19 protein-coding genes are annotated in these 16,530 nt (G+C 28.7%); 3 read left to right on the top strand and 16 right to left on the bottom strand.

What is annotated here, in order from left to right; genetic code table 11:
* The first annotated feature begins 51 nt into the window (after positions 1 to 51).
* Positions 52 to 1,074, top strand: a complete 1,023-nt coding sequence (locus ACZ5TJ_RS12185; protein ID WP_464198879.1) for an IS6 family transposase — start codon at positions 52 to 54, stop codon at positions 1,072 to 1,074.
* A 228-nt stretch (positions 1,075 to 1,302) separates the two neighbouring features.
* Here the strand turns inward: ACZ5TJ_RS12185 and ACZ5TJ_RS12190 are convergent, their stop codons facing one another.
* The 5 genes from ACZ5TJ_RS12190 to ACZ5TJ_RS12210 form a co-directional block, all read right to left on the bottom strand.
* On the bottom strand, positions 1,303 to 2,766 hold the full coding sequence (locus ACZ5TJ_RS12190) for a type I restriction-modification system subunit M (protein WP_464200060.1): 1,464 nt from the start codon (positions 2,764 to 2,766) through the stop codon (positions 1,303 to 1,305).
* 136 nt (positions 2,767 to 2,902) lie between these two features.
* On the bottom strand, positions 2,903 to 4,255 hold the full coding sequence (gene rlmD / locus ACZ5TJ_RS12195) for a 23S rRNA (uracil(1939)-C(5))-methyltransferase RlmD (protein WP_390481313.1): 1,353 nt from the start codon (positions 4,253 to 4,255) through the stop codon (positions 2,903 to 2,905).
* A gap of 44 nt (positions 4,256 to 4,299) precedes the next feature.
* Positions 4,300 to 4,641, bottom strand: a complete 342-nt coding sequence (locus ACZ5TJ_RS12200) for an RDD family protein (protein ID WP_055207854.1) — start codon at positions 4,639 to 4,641, stop codon at positions 4,300 to 4,302.
* Positions 4,642 to 4,659: 18 nt separating this feature from the next.
* The gene (locus tag ACZ5TJ_RS12205) at positions 4,660 to 5,364 is read right to left on the bottom strand and encodes an LptM family lipoprotein (protein ID WP_464200064.1); all 705 of its coding nucleotides are present in this window, start codon (positions 5,362 to 5,364) and stop codon (positions 4,660 to 4,662) included.
* Positions 5,365 to 5,572: 208 nt separating this feature from the next.
* Positions 5,573 to 6,214 carry a helix-hairpin-helix domain-containing protein gene (locus tag ACZ5TJ_RS12210; RefSeq protein WP_464200066.1) on the bottom strand — a complete coding sequence of 214 codons (642 nt, stop codon included), beginning with the start codon at positions 6,212 to 6,214 and terminating at the stop codon, positions 5,573 to 5,575.
* Positions 6,215 to 6,346: 132 nt separating this feature from the next.
* Between ACZ5TJ_RS12210 and ACZ5TJ_RS12215 the strand changes: the two genes are divergently transcribed.
* Positions 6,347 to 7,648, top strand: coding sequence for a serine hydrolase (locus tag ACZ5TJ_RS12215; protein WP_464200068.1), 1,302 nt, complete (start codon positions 6,347 to 6,349; stop codon positions 7,646 to 7,648).
* Positions 7,649 to 7,842: 194 nt separating this feature from the next.
* Entirely contained in the window at positions 7,843 to 8,049 is a 207-nt protein-coding gene (locus ACZ5TJ_RS12220; RefSeq protein WP_055207850.1) for a hypothetical protein, read from the top strand.
* Positions 8,050 to 8,126: 77 nt separating this feature from the next.
* On the opposite strand, the gene ACZ5TJ_RS12225 is transcribed toward ACZ5TJ_RS12220, so the two are convergent.
* From ACZ5TJ_RS12225 to ACZ5TJ_RS12275, 11 genes are all read right to left on the bottom strand, one after another.
* Entirely contained in the window at positions 8,127 to 8,354 is a 228-nt protein-coding gene (locus ACZ5TJ_RS12225; RefSeq protein WP_464200071.1) for a hypothetical protein, read from the bottom strand.
* 132 nt (positions 8,355 to 8,486) lie between these two features.
* Entirely contained in the window at positions 8,487 to 9,383 is an 897-nt protein-coding gene (locus ACZ5TJ_RS12230; protein WP_039313695.1) for an RluA family pseudouridine synthase, read from the bottom strand.
* Between the two features lie 28 nt (positions 9,384 to 9,411).
* On the bottom strand, positions 9,412 to 10,887 hold the full coding sequence (locus ACZ5TJ_RS12235) for an LCP family protein (protein WP_464200073.1): 1,476 nt from the start codon (positions 10,885 to 10,887) through the stop codon (positions 9,412 to 9,414).
* Between the two features lie 31 nt (positions 10,888 to 10,918).
* Positions 10,919 to 11,491 (bottom strand): bis(5'-nucleosyl)-tetraphosphatase (symmetrical) YqeK, encoded by a 573-nt coding sequence (gene yqeK, locus ACZ5TJ_RS12240; protein ID WP_055207910.1) that lies wholly within the window; start codon positions 11,489 to 11,491, stop codon positions 10,919 to 10,921.
* Between the two features lies 1 nt (position 11,492).
* On the bottom strand, positions 11,493 to 12,098 hold the full coding sequence (gene nadD / locus ACZ5TJ_RS12245) for a nicotinate-nucleotide adenylyltransferase (RefSeq protein ID WP_079286279.1): 606 nt from the start codon (positions 12,096 to 12,098) through the stop codon (positions 11,493 to 11,495).
* Position 12,099: 1 nt separating this feature from the next.
* On the bottom strand, positions 12,100 to 12,417 hold the full coding sequence (locus tag ACZ5TJ_RS12250) for a YhbY family RNA-binding protein (RefSeq protein ID WP_039313689.1): 318 nt from the start codon (positions 12,415 to 12,417) through the stop codon (positions 12,100 to 12,102).
* A 10-nt stretch (positions 12,418 to 12,427) separates the two neighbouring features.
* Entirely contained in the window at positions 12,428 to 13,717 is a 1,290-nt protein-coding gene (gene obgE, locus ACZ5TJ_RS12255; protein ID WP_079286278.1) for a GTPase ObgE, read from the bottom strand.
* A gap of 219 nt (positions 13,718 to 13,936) precedes the next feature.
* Positions 13,937 to 14,236 carry a 50S ribosomal protein L27 gene (gene rpmA / locus ACZ5TJ_RS12260; protein WP_039313684.1) on the bottom strand — a complete coding sequence of 100 codons (300 nt, stop codon included), beginning with the start codon at positions 14,234 to 14,236 and terminating at the stop codon, positions 13,937 to 13,939.
* A gap of 4 nt (positions 14,237 to 14,240) precedes the next feature.
* Positions 14,241 to 14,627, bottom strand: coding sequence for a ribosomal-processing cysteine protease Prp (locus ACZ5TJ_RS12265; protein WP_055207845.1), 387 nt, complete (start codon positions 14,625 to 14,627; stop codon positions 14,241 to 14,243).
* A 4-nt stretch (positions 14,628 to 14,631) separates the two neighbouring features.
* Positions 14,632 to 14,943: a 50S ribosomal protein L21 gene (gene rplU / locus ACZ5TJ_RS12270; RefSeq protein WP_055207844.1), complete on the bottom strand. Its 312-nt coding sequence runs from the start codon at positions 14,941 to 14,943 to the stop codon at positions 14,632 to 14,634.
* Between the two features lie 131 nt (positions 14,944 to 15,074).
* Entirely contained in the window at positions 15,075 to 16,523 is a 1,449-nt protein-coding gene (locus ACZ5TJ_RS12275) for a ribonuclease E/G (protein WP_055207843.1), read from the bottom strand.
* Positions 16,524 to 16,530: the final 7 nt, after the last annotated feature.

The following is a 16,530-nucleotide window of genomic DNA, read 5'->3' on the forward strand; positions in this document are numbered from 1 at the left end:
CAATAAGTTTGCAAAGACTAAATTACCCCCTAGAAAAGGAGAGAGAAAACAATGAACAAAACAAATATTAGATGCCCTCGTTGTCACTCTAATAAACTATATAAATTTGGTTTTGACAAACAGGCTAATCAAAAATATCAATGTAAAAAATGTAAGCGCCAATTCATCGCTAGCGATGGTGATGGAGTTCCTAAAATGAAGTATCCTAAGTGTCCAAAGTGTGATAAAGGAACTTATTTACATCATTCTTACAAACACTATAATAGATATAAATGTAATAATAAAAAATGTAATCATATTATTGTGCAACATCATAATTTTAATATTGATTCACCATCTAGCGAAGCTATTACCGGGGCCCTTTCTATGAAAGGAATGCGATTCCCATTACAAATTATTATTACAGCACTAACATTATATTACTTGAACAATACATCAACTAGAGCTATATCTCAATTTCTTATGAACACCTTTAATATAAAAGTGTCTCATGTAACTATCGCTAACTGGAGCAATAAATTTGCTCCATACTTTAAACTCAAAGCAGATAACTTTAAACAACAAGTAGATTTGCAATCTGACGATTGGCACGCTGATGAGACTGTTGTTTTTATTAACGGAGTAAAACATTATTTATGGTTAGTTATAGACTCTGAAACGCGATTTATAATATCTTTTCATTTAAGTAGATATAGAAATGAAAGCTCTGCTTTTTCTCTGATCAATGAAGCTAAAAAATATGGTTCACCCTCTAACCTAATTACAGATAGATGGCCAGCTTATAACGAAGCGATAGCTACGCTATTACCGGAAACAAAACATGTACCAGTTAAGCCAATGTCTAGTGATATAAATAATAATCTTATAGAATCTTTTAATAAGACTTTTAAAGCTTGGTATAAGTCCAAAAAAGGATTTAACTCATTTGAAAAAGCTAATAATCTTATTTTTATGTTTATATTTCACTATAATTTTATAAGAATTCATGGGTCGTTAAATAACCTTACTCCCGCTGAAGTCGCTGGCTTCTCTAGTGATAATTTATCTAGGCAATCTTGGTTTATAGCTGCTTAATTTATTAAGAATATCTTTGATTAACCTGCTTGAAAAATTATATTTTGCAGGTTTATTTGCCATGCGCAAATATAGTCAAACTTATATAATTTTCAAAGAACGAGAAAATCTATGATTTATTAAGCTATTTTTTCATAACAACTTAACAGATTCCTCTTGCTTATTTCTTGATGGTGTTTTTCCTATATTTATCTCACATAACTCATTTAACTTTCTATACTCCATGTTCTACACCTCAAGCATTCTTTCTAATTCTTCTAAACCTTCTTTTATTTCTTTTTCAAGTTCTCTAACTCTTCCTAATATTACTTCTGGTGCATCATAATGAACTTCTTCATATACTATTTCTTTATATTTATTTATTGATAGATCATAACTATTCTTTGCTATTTCCTCTTTAGTTACAAAGAAGCTTTGCTCAGTTCTTTTTCTCTCATCTTCATTATCAAGATTATTAAATCTTTCTACTATATCAGGTATATCATTTTCTTCTATTTCATTTCTCTTATCATCAAGTGAGAATCCATCTGCTTTCATATCATAAAACCATACTTTATCTGTTCCACCTGTTCCTGTTTTAGTAAATATCATTATAGCAGTACTTACCCCAGCATATGGCTTAAATACACCTGAAGGCATACTTATTACTGCTTCTAATTTATGATTTTCTACTATTTCTTTTCTTATATCTTTATGTCCTTTAGTTGAACCAAATAAAACTCCATCTGGAACTATTGAAGCACATCTTCCACCTGTTTTTAATATTCTTAAAAATAACGCTAAGAATAATAATTCTGTCTTTTTAGTTTTAGTTACCTTTAAAAGATCTGCTGATACTGCCTCATAATCTAAGCTTCCTTTAAATGGAGGATTCGCAAGTACAAGTGTAAATTTTTCACTGTCTGTATTAACTTCTGATAGTGAATCTTTATATTCAATGTTAGGATTATCAACTCCATGAAGCATCATATTCATAGCACCAATTCTAAGCATAGTTCTATCTATATCAAATCCATAAAACATTGCATTATTAAAATGTTCCTTTAAGCCTTGAATCAAAAATAAATCACTATGATTCTTTCTTAAATATTCCTGTGAAGATACTAAAAATCCTGCACTTCCCATAGCAGGGTCAACTATTATATCTTCCGGTGTAGGCTTCATTAATTTTACTATCATGTCTATAATGTGACGTGGTGTTCTAAACTGTCCATTAGTACCAGCTGTAGCAACCTTTGATAGTAAATATTCATAAAGGTCTCCCTTTGTATCATTTTCTTTATTAAATTTTATATTACTAATTCCATCAACTATCTTTGAAAGCATAAGTGGAGTTGGTATTTTAAATATAGCATCTCCCATATATTTAGCATAAGCTGATTCTTTATCTCCATGTAAACTCTTTATAAAAGGAAATACTTCATTTTGTACTATAGTATACATTTTCTCTGTATCACCTTCATTTGAAAACTTACTCCATCTTAAATACTGTTTATCCTCTGGAAATGTTCTATCAAAATCTATCCCTAAAATTTCCGCTTCCGCTTCTTTATTCTTTTCAATATCATCTAATCCTTTTATAAATAAAAGATAAGTAAATTGTTCTATAACTTCTAATGGATTAGTTATTCCTCCAGTCCAAAACGTTTCCCAAATCTTATCTACTTTACTTTTTAATTCACCAGTTATCATTAATTTTATTCCCCTTTACATTTTTCTTTTGATATAAAATAATTGTACATTTTTTATATTTTAAATATCCTAAAATTGCATAAACCAAAAAGAGATTCAAGTCTTTAATGTAAACTTGATATCTCTTTTAAATAATTTATTTGCTTAATTTAACTACTACTTCTCCATGAGGAGTGTTAGGGAACATATCCTTAACTCTTGTTCTTTCTATCTTATATCCATGAGCCATAAGATCCTTTAAATTATCAACTAAAGTCTTAGGATTACATGAAACATAAACAATTTCCTTAGCATTAAACTTAATAACATATTCTAAAGCTTTAGGACTTACACCACTTCTTGGTGGATCTAAAATTATAATGTCTGGCTTATCTTTAACTTCTTTTATAGTTTCAGCAACATCACCAGCTATGAAAGTGCAGTTATCAAGACCATTAAGTTTTGCATTTTCTTTAGCTGCTTCTACAGCTTCTTCTATAAGCTCAAGTCCAATAACTTTCTTAGCTTTAGGTGCAACTATTTGACCTATAGTTCCTGTACCACAATAAAGGTCAAATACAACCTTATTATCTGAATTTCCCATAAACTCTCTAACTATACTATAAAGCTCTTCTGCTCCTTTAGTATTAGTTTGGAAGAATGAAAATGGTGATATTTTAAACTTTAATCCTAGAAGTTCTTCCATTATATAATCTTTTCCGAAAAGTACATTAACCTTTTCTGGAATTACAGCATCTGAGAATGAATTGTTCTCAGTATGAAGAATAGAAACTAATTCACCTTTAAAATCTAAGCCTTTTATAATATTTGTCCATTCAGTTAAATCAAAATCTACTTGAGTTGTTGTAACTAAATTAACTAGAAGTTCTCCAGTATTTTTAGCTTTTCTTATAACTAAATGTCTTAAGTATCCTTCTCTTTTCATTACTCTATAGTAAGGAAGGTCTTTTCCTCTAAAGTACTCTACAGTAGCATTTATAACTTTTCTGAAATCTTCATCAACAAGCTTACATTCATTAACTGTTATAATACCAAAACTTTGATTTCTCATATGCATTCCAAGACAAAGTTCTCCACCTTTATATTCATCACCAAAAGTGAACTCCATCTTGTTTCTATATTCAAACTGATCTACGCTTCCTACAACACCTTCATATTCTCCAGTTGTAACTTCAGCATTTTTAAATAGTTCTAAAACTTCATCACTTAATAACTCTAATTGCTTATCATAGCTTAAGTGTTGTGATGAGCATCCACCGCATATTCCAAAATGAGGGCATTTAGCTTCAATTTCATATGGTGCTTTCTCTACAACTTCTATAAGTTTTAAATCAGCATAGTCAGCTTTCTTTTTCTTAACTCTCCCTTTCACTGTTTCACCCGGGAAAGCATTTTTAACATAAATTTTCTTACCATCAAAACTTGATATTCCAACTGATGGGAATTCAGTTTTTTCTATCTTAACTGTTATTTCATTTCCTCTTCTCACTGTATGTTTTCTCCTATCACTTCATTTTATTGTTATTAATTTGCTTATTTTATTGCTAATATTCTCTTACCAAGAGTTCTCTTATTCTTTCCTTCAAATATTGGTCTATATAATACATTTAATATACCAAAAATTATAAGAAGAATTCCTGTTGGCTCCTCTACCATGTATCCAATGAAACCTATTAAAAAGTCGAATATTACTAATAAAAGAGCTGATACACCAATTAATATTGCTTGATCTAATAAACTTGCAAGTAATTTTTTGAAAAATGATGGATTAGAATCAATTTGATCTACTTCATCTAATTCCTCTTCTAAAATTTCCTTTTCTAATTCCTCGCCATTTAATAAATCTTTTATAGTGTTTTCATCTTTTTTACTCATTATAATCCTCCTAAAATTTTACTTTATACCTTCACTAGGAGCTTTCTCAAATTCATAGATCTTAGTTGAAAGAGTATATACTATGTAATCTTTGCTTACTGCAAACTCTTCTTCTAATCCATTTATAGAATCTTTTACAACTCCTTCTGATTTCTCACCCTTAATTATATCCATGATTTTGTTATTTATATCTTTATAATCCCTATTAGGAACTTTTGTCATTATTTCTGCATATTTTGCGATTGAAGTATCCCCTAAATTAAAGTTATTATCTTTTATTGCACCTTCACCATCAAATTTTAAAGAAAGTTTCATTTGTATTCTTCCATACTCTTGTGCCTTTCCTATAAACTGTGATTGAAATTGCATACTTTCAAGTCTATTATTTTCTGGATTTTTATTATCTAAATATATTGATTTTACATTAGCTGTATTACCATTAATATCTTGAACCTTTTCATCCTTTTGGTATTCTAATCCTAAGCTCTTAGTTGTCTCTTCTACTTTACCCATTAACTCATTTGTCTCTTTATTAAAGTCATCATATGTAAAGTCTCTAATCCAATCTCCCTTTAGATCTTTAAATTGTTCTTGATCATCTATATTTAGCTCTACCTTCTTAGCTGTATCTTGTTCCTTTTTATCGTCCTTTTTACTGCCACAACCAGCTAATGAAAATACTATAGTAGTTGCAATTAATACTGCTATGGTTTTCTTAACCATCTTCATTACCTCCTAAAAATACCCCTTTTTATTTAAATTTCTTCATATTCTTTAATTATAACACTCAAACTTGTATTTTTACAATGTACATAATTATGGATATCTTTTTATACTTAATTATTATAACTAACTTATATATTTAAATTATAATAATTCCCTTACAATTTTATAAGTTGTAATTTTTTTCTAGAAGGTAACTTAATATAACTTAAATTGATATAAAATCTTTTATCTTCTCAAAAGTTGCTTCTCCAAATCCACTTACATTTTTAATATCTTCTATACTTTTAAATAATCCATTTTCTTCTCTATACTTAATTATTGCATTAGCTTTAGATGGACCTACCCCATTTAATTCATTTAGCTCATTTACATCTGCTGTATTTATGTTTACTTTAGCATCTTCCTTTTTAGAACTACTATTTGTTAAGCTATTAGTAGATGCACCTACATCATTACTCAAATCATCAACATTTGGAATGACTATACATTCGTTTTCTTTAAGTTTCTGTGCTCTATTTATAGTGTCAAGATTTGCTTTATTTGTAGTTCCACCTGCTTCATTTATTAAATCTAATATTATACTTCCATCATTAACATAATAAACTCCAGGCTTCTTAACTTCTCCTTTTATATCCACTGCTATCTTTTTATCTTTTAAAGGTATTTCCTCTTTAGCACCTTTATCTTTACTTTTCTCTTTTTCTATTTCTCCTTCATCAACAAACATACTAGATGTATCATTCTTTTTTAAAGTATCTCTACCATCTGTTATATAAATTGTAAATGCAACAGCACCAATTACTAATGCTATTAAAATTAATCCAATTCCCTTTTTATCAACTCTCATAATTATCTCTCCTAAATTTACATTATTCTGAATTATTAACAATTTTTAAATTTTTTATCCACTTTGTATAGATAATAGATGTTTTTTTTGTTAAAATAAAAAAGTCTAAATATCACTTTTAAAGGAGCGCATATGAAGAAGAATTTTAAATTTTGGGTAAAATTATTATTTCCCCTGTTTATTTTTTATAATTTAATATATATAGGTGCTAATGCAGCAACTAATAATCCACCAGACATCAATGCTGAATCAGCTATTTTAATAGATGCTAATACTGGAGATGTATTATATTCTAAAAACGGAGAAAAGACACACTTCCCTGCATCAACAACTAAAGTTTTGACCGCTCTTATTACTTTAGAGCATACTAACTTAAATGATGTTGTAACAATTGGTAAGAATCCACCATTTGCAAAAGGAAGTTCAATAGGATTAAAAGAAGGTGAAAAATTTAAAGTAGAGACTCTTTTAACTGGTCTTTTACTTGAATCTGGAAATGATTGTGCTGAAGCGCTAGCTGAGCATGTTGGAGGTTCTATAGAAAACTTTGCTAAAATGATGAATGAAAAAGCTAAAGAACTTGGCTGCACTAATTCAAACTTCGTAAATCCAAGTGGTTTACCAGATAATAATCATGTAACTACAGCTCATGATTTAGCTTTAATAATGCAGGCTGCACTAAAAAATAATGATTTTATAAGAATATCTCGTCTTATATCAGTAGAACTCCCTGCAAGTAATTTAGATGGTCAGAAAAGATGGGCTAATAACCACAATTATTTAATAAATCCTAACTCAAAATATTTTTATAAATATGCTCTTGCTGGAAAAAGTGGCTATACAGATGTAGCGAGACATACTTTTATAATATCTGGTGAAAAAGATGGTCAAAGATTAATTGCTGTTTTCTTAAAAGCAGAAGATAAGAATAAAAATTATGAAGACATGGCTAAATTATTAGATTACGGCTTTAATAATTTTGAAAATATAAAATTATTTTCAAAAGGTCAAGAAATAGATAATATTAAAATAAATAAAGATACTAATATTCCTTTACTTATAGATAGAGATGTCTTTGCAACAGTTAAGAAAAATGAAGCTAATTCTATTAAACCAACAATTAACTACGATTTACCTAAAAATATAGGTAAAATGACAATAACTAAAGGTGAAGAGTTAACTAAAGGAACTATTTTATTAAATGGAAATGAAATAGGAAAAGTAACTTTAGTAAGTGGTGCATCAAGAGAATATTCTTCAAAAGTTGCAGTTACTGAATTCTTAAAAAGTAATGCTATATTAGTTATTTGTATATCTATTTTAGTTCTTATATGTATTTTAATACTTATAAGAATATATATAGTTAGAAAAAGACGTAAAAAACTTGCCTTCAAAAAGAGATGGCAACATTTAAAAAATAGAAGAAGATATTAATACAAAGGAGATGACTTTATTAAAGTCATCTCCTTTGTATTAATAAATCTAATATATTTTATAGCAAAAATAATCTAACATAAATTTTTTACATAATTTTTTAAACTGCAAAATATAATTATAATAATTCCTTATTTAAGTAATAAGGAATTATTACGAGCTACTTATTCTATTTTTTATAGGGAGGTTATATTTTGTCTGTGATTCAATGTTATATTTTTATGCTATTTATTCTTGGAACTATGTTTTTAATAAAAAGATATATGGGAGATGACATCTTAGGTAAAATGTCTTGCATATTTTTATCAGTATTTGGATTGATATTTGCATTTTATAATCTATTTATACTTCATTTTGAATTTATACATCTTTTAGAAAAAGCTAGCAACATATTAAAATAATGTTTAACATATTAAAAAGGTTGTCAATTAGACAACCTTTTAATATGTTAAATCCTTAAATATACAAAAACTAATTCCTATTTAAATACCATAACAAAGGAAATTAACAGCATAATAGATATAGATGTACATCCAAAAATAAATATAAAATTGCTACATTTATTAATTAAAATTACTTTAGCATGTAAATTTAATGATTTAAGTATTCCTTTTATAAAAGTAAATAATCCACATACGAAAACTATCATAATTAAACACTTTAAATTTATCATATTCATAGCTATAGCAATATCTAGCTTATTCATAACATCACCTCTCCATAAAATATATGATGATATTTAATAAATTAATCCTTTTTCTTTTAAATAATTATGTAAATTATTTTACCCTATAAAATAATAAAGAGTACAATCACTTGTACTCTTTATTTAATATATTTATTTTAATTTTTCAATTAATTCTTTAAAGTCATATGGAAGGTCAGCTCTTAAACTTAATTCTTTACCACTTCTTGGTGATATAAAGTTTAATCCATAAGCATGTAATGCCTGCCTTTTTATTAGATGAAGCTCATTATCTCCATCACCGTAAATAAAGTCTCCATAGATTGGATGTCCTAAATGTGATAGGTGAACTCTTATTTGATGTGTTCTTCCTGTTTCAAGAAGACATTCAACAACATCTCCACCATTAAAGCTTTCTAGAACTTTATAGTGAGTTATACTTCTTTGTCCTCTATCATCTACAACTCTTTTTATGCTATCGAATCCATCTTCAGGTTGTGGTCTGTATATTGGAAGATCTATAGTACCTTCCTTTTCTTTTAAATGTCCATGCACAATTGCAATATATCTTTTTTCCATTTCGCTTCTTTGTAATGTCATATGTGCATATTGACTTTTTGCAATTACTATAAGACCAGATGTATTCATATCTAATCTACTAACAAGTCTTACAATATGGTTTTTACCACATTCTCTAAAATAATTTATAACACCATTTGCAAGAGTTCCTGATTGATGACTTTTTGTTGGATGAACTACCATAAAAGGCTTTTTATTTACAACTAGTATATCATCATCTTCATATACTATATCTAAATCCATCTTTTCTGGTACAATGTCTTGTTTTTCTTCTCTATCAAGTAAAACTGTAACCTTATCTCCAGTTTTAACTCTTAAGTTCATCATTGCAGCTTCACCATTTACTAAAGCTCTATTTTCCACTGCTACTCTTTTTATAAATCTTGAAGATAATTCAAATCCTTCTTTTAAATAGTGTCTAAGTTTTATTCCATCGTATTCTAATGGTACACTTTTTTCTAAGGTACTCATACTATCTTATGTCCTCCTATATAAAGATTTAATAACTCTTTGCATCACTTCCTAATATAATTATTACATCATAACTTGGAGATGCAAATTTTGATTCTATATCATCATAATTAGTTATTGAAGTGAAATCTTTCTTAAGCATACTTTTGATGTTATTATCATCAACCATAATTACACTTTTCTCTCTAAGTGAATCAGTATTACCAACATCTACATTAGTGTATCCTAGTTGCTTAAGTTGTATTTGATAAGTCGCTGCAAGTCCGCTTATCTTTGTTCCATTTAATATTTTAATTCTAACTTCTTCTGGTTTCATATTCTTTGTGCTATCTGATGACTCATGTAAACTTCTAATAAGTCCTTCATTAGCTGATTTATCAAATATGAAGTAAGATTGACCACCTATCATCTTAGCAGATCCTTTTATAGTTTCCATAGATACATTACTTGGTTTTAAAAGAGCTGCCTTTAATGCATATTCAAATATTCTTTTACCTGACATATTAGTTTCAACATTTTTCTCAACCACTTCTAATATTTTAGGCATTTTAAATATTATTGATGGACTAGTACATTTTTTAACTACTTGCTCTAAAAATGCATGTTGATTTTTTATTCTATCTATATCTCCATTTGGAAGACCAGTTCCGTCATTATTTTTTCTCCATCTGAAGAATTCTTCTGCTTTCTTACCATCAAGCTGTGCTACTTCGCCTTTCTTGAACTTAATTCTAAGATTTTGTGATTTATCTGTGTAGTCCATATTATTTTCAATTTTCATACTAACTCCACCTATAGCATCTATAAAATCTCTAAATCCAGCATAGTTTATTTTAGCTAAGTAATTTATTTTTATATTTAAAAGATTTTGTACTTCTGTTATAACTCTCTTATCTCCTCCAATTGGATAAGCAGCATTCATCTTCCAATTACGTCCGTTTATCGTAATTAAAGTATCTCTTGGTATTGAAACCATCTTAACTTTCTTAGTCTTAGGATTAAAGTTTATAACCATCATAGTATCCGTTCTCTTTTGAGACTCATCACTTGGATTATCTATATTACCAACATCCATTCCAAGTAATAATATATTTACTGTTTGATCCATTGGAACTTCAACTGGAGCTGTCATATTGTCTGTACTTATATTGTTAATAAGCTTAGCTACTCTAAATCCAAATATAACTACTATTGCTAATAAAGCTATTAATACTATTTTTAGTATTCTTTTAAAAGTACTCTTTTTCTTCTTTTTCTTCTTTTTTATATTTTTATTTGGTTTATCATTAATTCTTCTTCTTGGATCATTAATTGGTCTATCATCAATTCTTCTTCTTGAATCATTAAGAGGAATAGATTCTGAACTTAATCTTCTTCTAGATTTCCCCGTATTCATTTCTTCATTTCTTTGAGACATTCGTCTTTTTCTTCTTATACGTTCTTCTCTGTCAAGTTCGGCTCTTCTTCTCCTTGCCGAGTTGTTAGAGTTTCTATCATCAGTCATCTAACTTATACCCCCATATCCCTTAAGTATTCTAAATATTATTCTTCTCAATAATTAAATAATTTCTAGCTTCAATTGTATTTTTATCTACAATTTGTTCTTTATCTAAAAGATATCTTATTGTGTGTTCCATGCCCTTAAGAACTCCTAAATCTAAATTCTCTAAAACCGCTTTTCTTATACTATCTACTCCACTAAATACTCTTGATGGTTCAATCATATCAGAAATATAAATAATCTTTTCAAGTTTAGTCATATTTGGTCTTCCTGTTGTATGCCATCTTGCAGCCTCTAGTACTTCTTCATCATTTATATTAAACTCTTCTTTAGCAATTATTGGTGAAACAATAGCATGCCAAAGTTCTGGTGTTTTTTTCTCATCTAATGTTAATTGTATATTGTTCTTTTCTATAATATTTAATAACTGCTCTTTTGTTAAATTCTTTCCAGCATCATGGCAAAGTGCAGCAAGCTCTGCTTTTTCTTCTGATACTCCATTTAATTTAGCTAACTTTTTAGCTGTAGATACTACACCTAATACGTGCATATATCTTTTTTCTTTTAAATTCTTTTTTAAATAATCATAAATATAAGTAATTTCCATATTAGTTCCTTTCACTATAGATATTTTCCTTCTCTATTAAGTTTATCACTCTTTTAGGTACAAAAAAATCTATTCTTTTTCCTTCTGAAATTCTTTTTCTAATATCGGTTGATGAAATTTCTAAATCTAATATATTTAAAAATATAATTTCCCCATTATATTTTTTCTCTGCTTTTTTCTTCTCTTCAATTAAATCTTCTTCTTTGAAACCAGGCCTTGTAAAAACAACAAATTTACATAAAGAAAAAATTTCACTTACGTTTTTCCATTTATCTAGATCAACAAGACAATCAGCTCCTGTTATAAAATAAAGCTCTACATCATCTTCTTTAAAATGTTCTAACGTTTTATAAGTGTAACTTAATTCTTTTTTCTCAATTTCATATTTTGAAACCTCAAAATCCTCAAAATCCTTAATAGCTTCTAAAACCATTCTATACCTTAAAGAAGCCCCCGTTATATTTTTATTGTCTTTATGTGGGGGACTTCCATTTGGTATAAAAATAATCTTATCTAAACCTAGCAGTTCTTTTGCTTCATATGCTATGTAAAGATGCGCATTGTGGATAGGATCAAAGGTTCCACCTATAATCCCATACTTTTTCATGCTACTTATTTTTAATATTCTTAAATTTTCTAGGTATTTCTATTTTTGGTTTCTTTGAAGATCTTTTATATAGAACTATCTTGCTTCCTATTGCTTGAACGCCTTCACATTTTAGTTCATTGCATATATAATCTGAAGCTTCTCTTGCTTCTAATCCGCTATTTTCTAAAACTTTTATTTTTATAAGTTCTCTTTTTTCTAGAGCTTCTTTAACTTGGTTTAAGAAGCTAGCTTCTATACCATTTTTACCTATTTGAAATATTGGTTGCATATCATTAGCAAGCCCTCTTAAATATGCTCTTTGCTTTCCTATTAGCATACATTACCTCCTAAAATACATATTCGAATTCAAAGTCGTTAAGTCTAACCATATCTCCATCTTGAATTCCAAGTTCTCTTAATTCATCCATAACACCCTTGTTCTTTAATACTTTATGGAAGTATCTTAAAGAGTCCATGTCATATAAATTAACAGCATCTAATAATCTATCAACGAAGCTTCCTGAAACAACAAATACTTTATTGTTATCTTCTCCATCTTCAATGCTAATTTCATATGTGAATCTTTTCTCTTCTGGTATATATCTTTCTTCATCAGCTATTTCAAGTCCAGTTATTGGAATTTCCTTAAGCATTCTAGCTGCTTCTTTTAAAACTTCATCAACACCTTCTCTTGTTGCTGCTGACATTTTGAATACTTTGTCATATCCTAATTCATTTAATTTCTTTTTGAAATCTTCATATACTGATTCATCAAAAAGTAAATCTGTTTTATTAGCTACAACTATTTGTGGTCTATCCCAAAGTTTTACTGAGTACTTTTTAAGTTCTTCATTTATCTTTAAGAAGTCTTCAAAAGGATCTCTACCTTCTATTCCTGAGATATCAACAACATGTATAAGAAGTCTAGTTCTTTCAATGTGTCTTAAGAACTCAAGACCAAGACCTACACCCTCACTTGCACCTTCAATAATACCTGGGATATCTGCCATAACAAATGGTTCTATACCTTCTGTTGCAACAACTCCTAAGTTTGGTTTTAAAGTTGTAAAGTGATAGTTTGCTATCTTTGGTTTAGCCTTTGTTGTCATAGATAAGAATGTTGACTTACCTACATTTGGGAATCCTAAAAGCCCAACATCAGCTAATAATTTTAATTCCAAAATGATGTTCATCTCTTCACCTGGCATACCTGGTTCTGAGAAGTTTGGCGCTTGTCTTGTAGGTGTACAGAACTTGCAGTTCCCTTTACCACCTCTACCACCTTTTAAAAGAAGGTATTCATCATCTTTTTCTGAAAGGTCACAAATTATTTTGTTACTTTCAGCTTCTCTTATTATTGTTCCAAGTGGAACACTTATGTAAAGATCTTCTCCATCTCTACCATAGCACTTTGATGTACCACCATTTTCACCTGGCTGTGCTATAAATTTTCTTTTATATTTAAAATCCATTAATGTAGTTATTCCAGTGTCTACTTTAAAGATGATACTACCACCTTTTCCGCCATCTCCACCATCTGGTCCTCCAAGTGGAACATACTTTTCTCTTCTAAAAGAAACTGCTCCGCCTCCACCTTGACCAGATTTTACAAATATTTTGGCTTTATCTATAAACATATACTCACCTCTCCTTGTGCAAAATCTACATATTCATATTATTCCATATAAATGAATATTAAGTCGGTATATTCTAAAATATTTTCTTCATTATATCACAAACATATTATAATAAAACAATAAAAAAATTACAAAATACTATAATATAAGATATCCTTTAATTTTTTCCATTTAAAAAGCACCCATAAATATGGGTGCTCTTTATGCTTTATCTAATAACTATTCAGCTATTTCTTCAACGTTTATTGGATAAACAGAAGCTTTCTTCTTGTCTTTTCCAACTCTTTCGAACTTAACAACTCCATCGATTTTAGCAAATAGAGTGTCATCCTTACCTCTTCCAACGTTGTTTCCTGGGTGGATTTTAGTTCCTCTTTGTCTTACGATGATGTTTCCAGCTAAAACGAATTGTCCGTCTGCTGATTTAACACCAAGTCTCTTTGACTCAGAATCTCTACCATTCTTTGTACTACCCATTCCTTTTTTGTGGGCGAATAATTGAAGGTTCATTATCATCATGTCACTACACCTCCTCTTTCACTAATTTTATATATTCTCTACGTTTATTACATCCAAACATTTGATCCAAGCTAGAAATAACACTTTCTAAACTTTTCTCGAAGGTTTTAAGTAAAACCTGTGATTTAGCTAGTTCTTCTTCTGAAAAATCAGATAAGTCTAGCTTAAGGTATCCGTCTGCAATCTCGTAAGTACAGTTAAGTTTTAAAACTTCATCTATACCTATAAGAACACTTTGTGATAGGACTGAAACTGAGTTACAAACCATATCAAAAGCTTCCCCTACTAGTAAGACATCATTATTAAAATCTCTGTCTTCTGGCATTGCGTGACTATCAATGACGAAACCTAATATTTTATCTTCTTTGAAATTAATCTTTGCTCTAATCATATGACTATGCTTCGATCTTTTCGATAACTAACTTAGTGTAAGGTTGTCTGTGACCAGCTTTTCTTCTGTAGTCCTTTTTAGCCTTATACTTGAATACTGTTACCTTCTTAGCTTTTCCTTGTGCTAAAACTTTAGCTACAACTTTAGCTCCTTCAACCATTGGCTTTCCAACTGTTAAAGTTTCTCCATTTGATACAGCTAATACTTCTGTTAATTCAACTTGTGATTCAACAGCTGCGTCAAGCTTTTCAACGAATAATACGTCTCCTTCTTGAACTCTGTATTGCTTTCCTCCAGTTAATACTACTGCGTACATTAAAAAACACCTCCTCATAACGGTCTCGCCACTATGGGTACAGAATGTTAATTCTGTTTATAAAAAACCCTATCGTGAGCGGTTTACCTACCTATCTTATCATATCCTACATTTTTTGTAAAGAAATTTAATTAATATTTTTCTATGTTCTTAACTCTGTAGTTTTCTAGGTTTTCTTTTTGATTTTTAAAGATTAAAGGCTCTATTTTATATCCATTAATTCCATCTAAGTAATTTAAGAATATTTCCTTATCTAATCCTCCAATATTTTTTAAGAAATTAAATAAGTCACCTTTAACTCTTTCTTTATAAATGCTATCAAGTTCTATATAAAAACTTTCAATAGTATTATCTTCTACTGATCTTAAAATATCATTTTTTATTAAATCTTCTATATAAGATAATTTAAGTATATTTCCACTACCTTTACATAAATCACATTTTTCTTCTATAGAGTCATAAATACTTTTTCCTCTACGTCTTCTTGTAATTTGCACTAAATCTAGTTCAGTAAATGGATATATTTTGCTATTTCCTTTATCTATTTTAAGACTTTCTTTTAAAGCTTTCATAACTTCAAATCTATGACTTTTATCTCTCATATCAATAAAGTCAATTAAAATTATTCCGCTTAAATTTCTAAGCATTATTTGCTTTCCAATTTCTTTTGCAGCTTCAACATTAGTTTGAAGTATTGTTTTTTCAAGACTTCTTCCTTTTATATTTTTTCCGCTATTAACATCTATTACATACATAGCTTCAGTCTTTTCAATTACAATATCTCCACCACAGTTTAATGTAACTTTATTATGTCTAAGCTTTAATATCTCTTTTTCTATATTATAATAATCAAAAAGAGTTCTAAGGCCTTCATACATTACTAAGCTAACATTTTCTTCTCCATCTATACATGAAGATACAAATTCATAATCTTTTATATTATCTACATATATCTTTACATTACCTTTAGTAATGTTATCTTTTAAAACTTTATTTAAAGAAATATCTTCACCATATACTTTTCCAAGTTCTGTACTATATATAAGTTTTCTATTTGTTTCTTCATATATTTCTTTAAGTTTTTCCCTTTCTTTTTTAAGAACTTCAATTGGAACATTTGCTCCTTCAGTTCTTACAACTATATTGATACCTTCTACTTCTTCAAGTTCTGCAAGTATTAGCTTTTTCTTAACTTCGTCAGTTATTCTTTTTGAGAAAGATATATTAGTTTCTCCATGAGTAAAAACTAAATATTTTCCTGGTATGCTGTACTTATTAGTAACTTTTGCTCCCTTTTCATTTAAAGGTTCTTTTAAAACTTCAACTAAAAGCTCATCACCTTTTTTGATGTTTGTTCTTTTAAGCTCTTCACTAAAGTACATGTAGCCTTCTTTTTCAAGTCCTAAGTCTATAAATAAAGAATTTATTGCAGGAACTATATTTTTAACTCTACCTTTATATATTTCTCCAGTAGTTGGTTCATCAGTCTTTTCTTCAATAAAGCACTCTTCTAGTTCATTATTAAGTTTAACTGCAATTCTTAAAGATTTATCTCTTCTTTCAATAAAAATCTCTTTCATTAATTAA

Source organism: Clostridium budayi, assembly GCF_055396605.1.

Bases quoted from the DNA above. Each gene is read 5' to 3' on its own strand.
- ACZ5TJ_RS12185 (WP_464198879.1), top strand. From the start codon at position 52: ATGAACAAAACAAATATTAGATGCCCTCGTTGTCACTCTAATAAACTA.
- ACZ5TJ_RS12190 (WP_464200060.1), bottom strand. From the start codon at position 2,766: ATGATAACTGGTGAATTAAAAAGTAAAGTAGATAAGATTTGGGAAACG.
- ACZ5TJ_RS12200 (WP_055207854.1), bottom strand. From the start codon at position 4,641: ATGAGTAAAAAAGATGAAAACACTATAAAAGATTTATTAAATGGCGAG.
- ACZ5TJ_RS12205 (WP_464200064.1), bottom strand. From the start codon at position 5,364: ATGGTTAAGAAAACCATAGCAGTATTAATTGCAACTACTATAGTATTT.
- ACZ5TJ_RS12210 (WP_464200066.1), bottom strand. From the start codon at position 6,214: ATGAGAGTTGATAAAAAGGGAATTGGATTAATTTTAATAGCATTAGTA.
- ACZ5TJ_RS12215 (WP_464200068.1), top strand. From the start codon at position 6,347: ATGAAGAAGAATTTTAAATTTTGGGTAAAATTATTATTTCCCCTGTTT.
- ACZ5TJ_RS12225 (WP_464200071.1), bottom strand. From the start codon at position 8,354: ATGAATAAGCTAGATATTGCTATAGCTATGAATATGATAAATTTAAAG.
- ACZ5TJ_RS12230 (WP_039313695.1), bottom strand. From the start codon at position 9,383: ATGAGTACCTTAGAAAAAAGTGTACCATTAGAATACGATGGAATAAAA.
- ACZ5TJ_RS12235 (WP_464200073.1), bottom strand. From the start codon at position 10,887: ATGACTGATGATAGAAACTCTAACAACTCGGCAAGGAGAAGAAGAGCC.
- yqeK (WP_055207910.1), bottom strand. From the start codon at position 11,491: ATGGAAATTACTTATATTTATGATTATTTAAAAAAGAATTTAAAAGAA.
- nadD (WP_079286279.1), bottom strand. From the start codon at position 12,098: ATGAAAAAGTATGGGATTATAGGTGGAACCTTTGATCCTATCCACAAT.
- ACZ5TJ_RS12250 (WP_039313689.1), bottom strand. From the start codon at position 12,417: ATGCTAATAGGAAAGCAAAGAGCATATTTAAGAGGGCTTGCTAATGAT.
- obgE (WP_079286278.1), bottom strand. From the start codon at position 13,717: ATGTTTATAGATAAAGCCAAAATATTTGTAAAATCTGGTCAAGGTGGA.
- rpmA (WP_039313684.1), bottom strand. From the start codon at position 14,236: ATGATGATAATGAACCTTCAATTATTCGCCCACAAAAAAGGAATGGGT.
- ACZ5TJ_RS12265 (WP_055207845.1), bottom strand. From the start codon at position 14,627: ATGATTAGAGCAAAGATTAATTTCAAAGAAGATAAAATATTAGGTTTC.
- rplU (WP_055207844.1), bottom strand. From the start codon at position 14,943: ATGTACGCAGTAGTATTAACTGGAGGAAAGCAATACAGAGTTCAAGAA.
- ACZ5TJ_RS12275 (WP_055207843.1), bottom strand. From the start codon at position 16,523: ATGAAAGAGATTTTTATTGAAAGAAGAGATAAATCTTTAAGAATTGCA.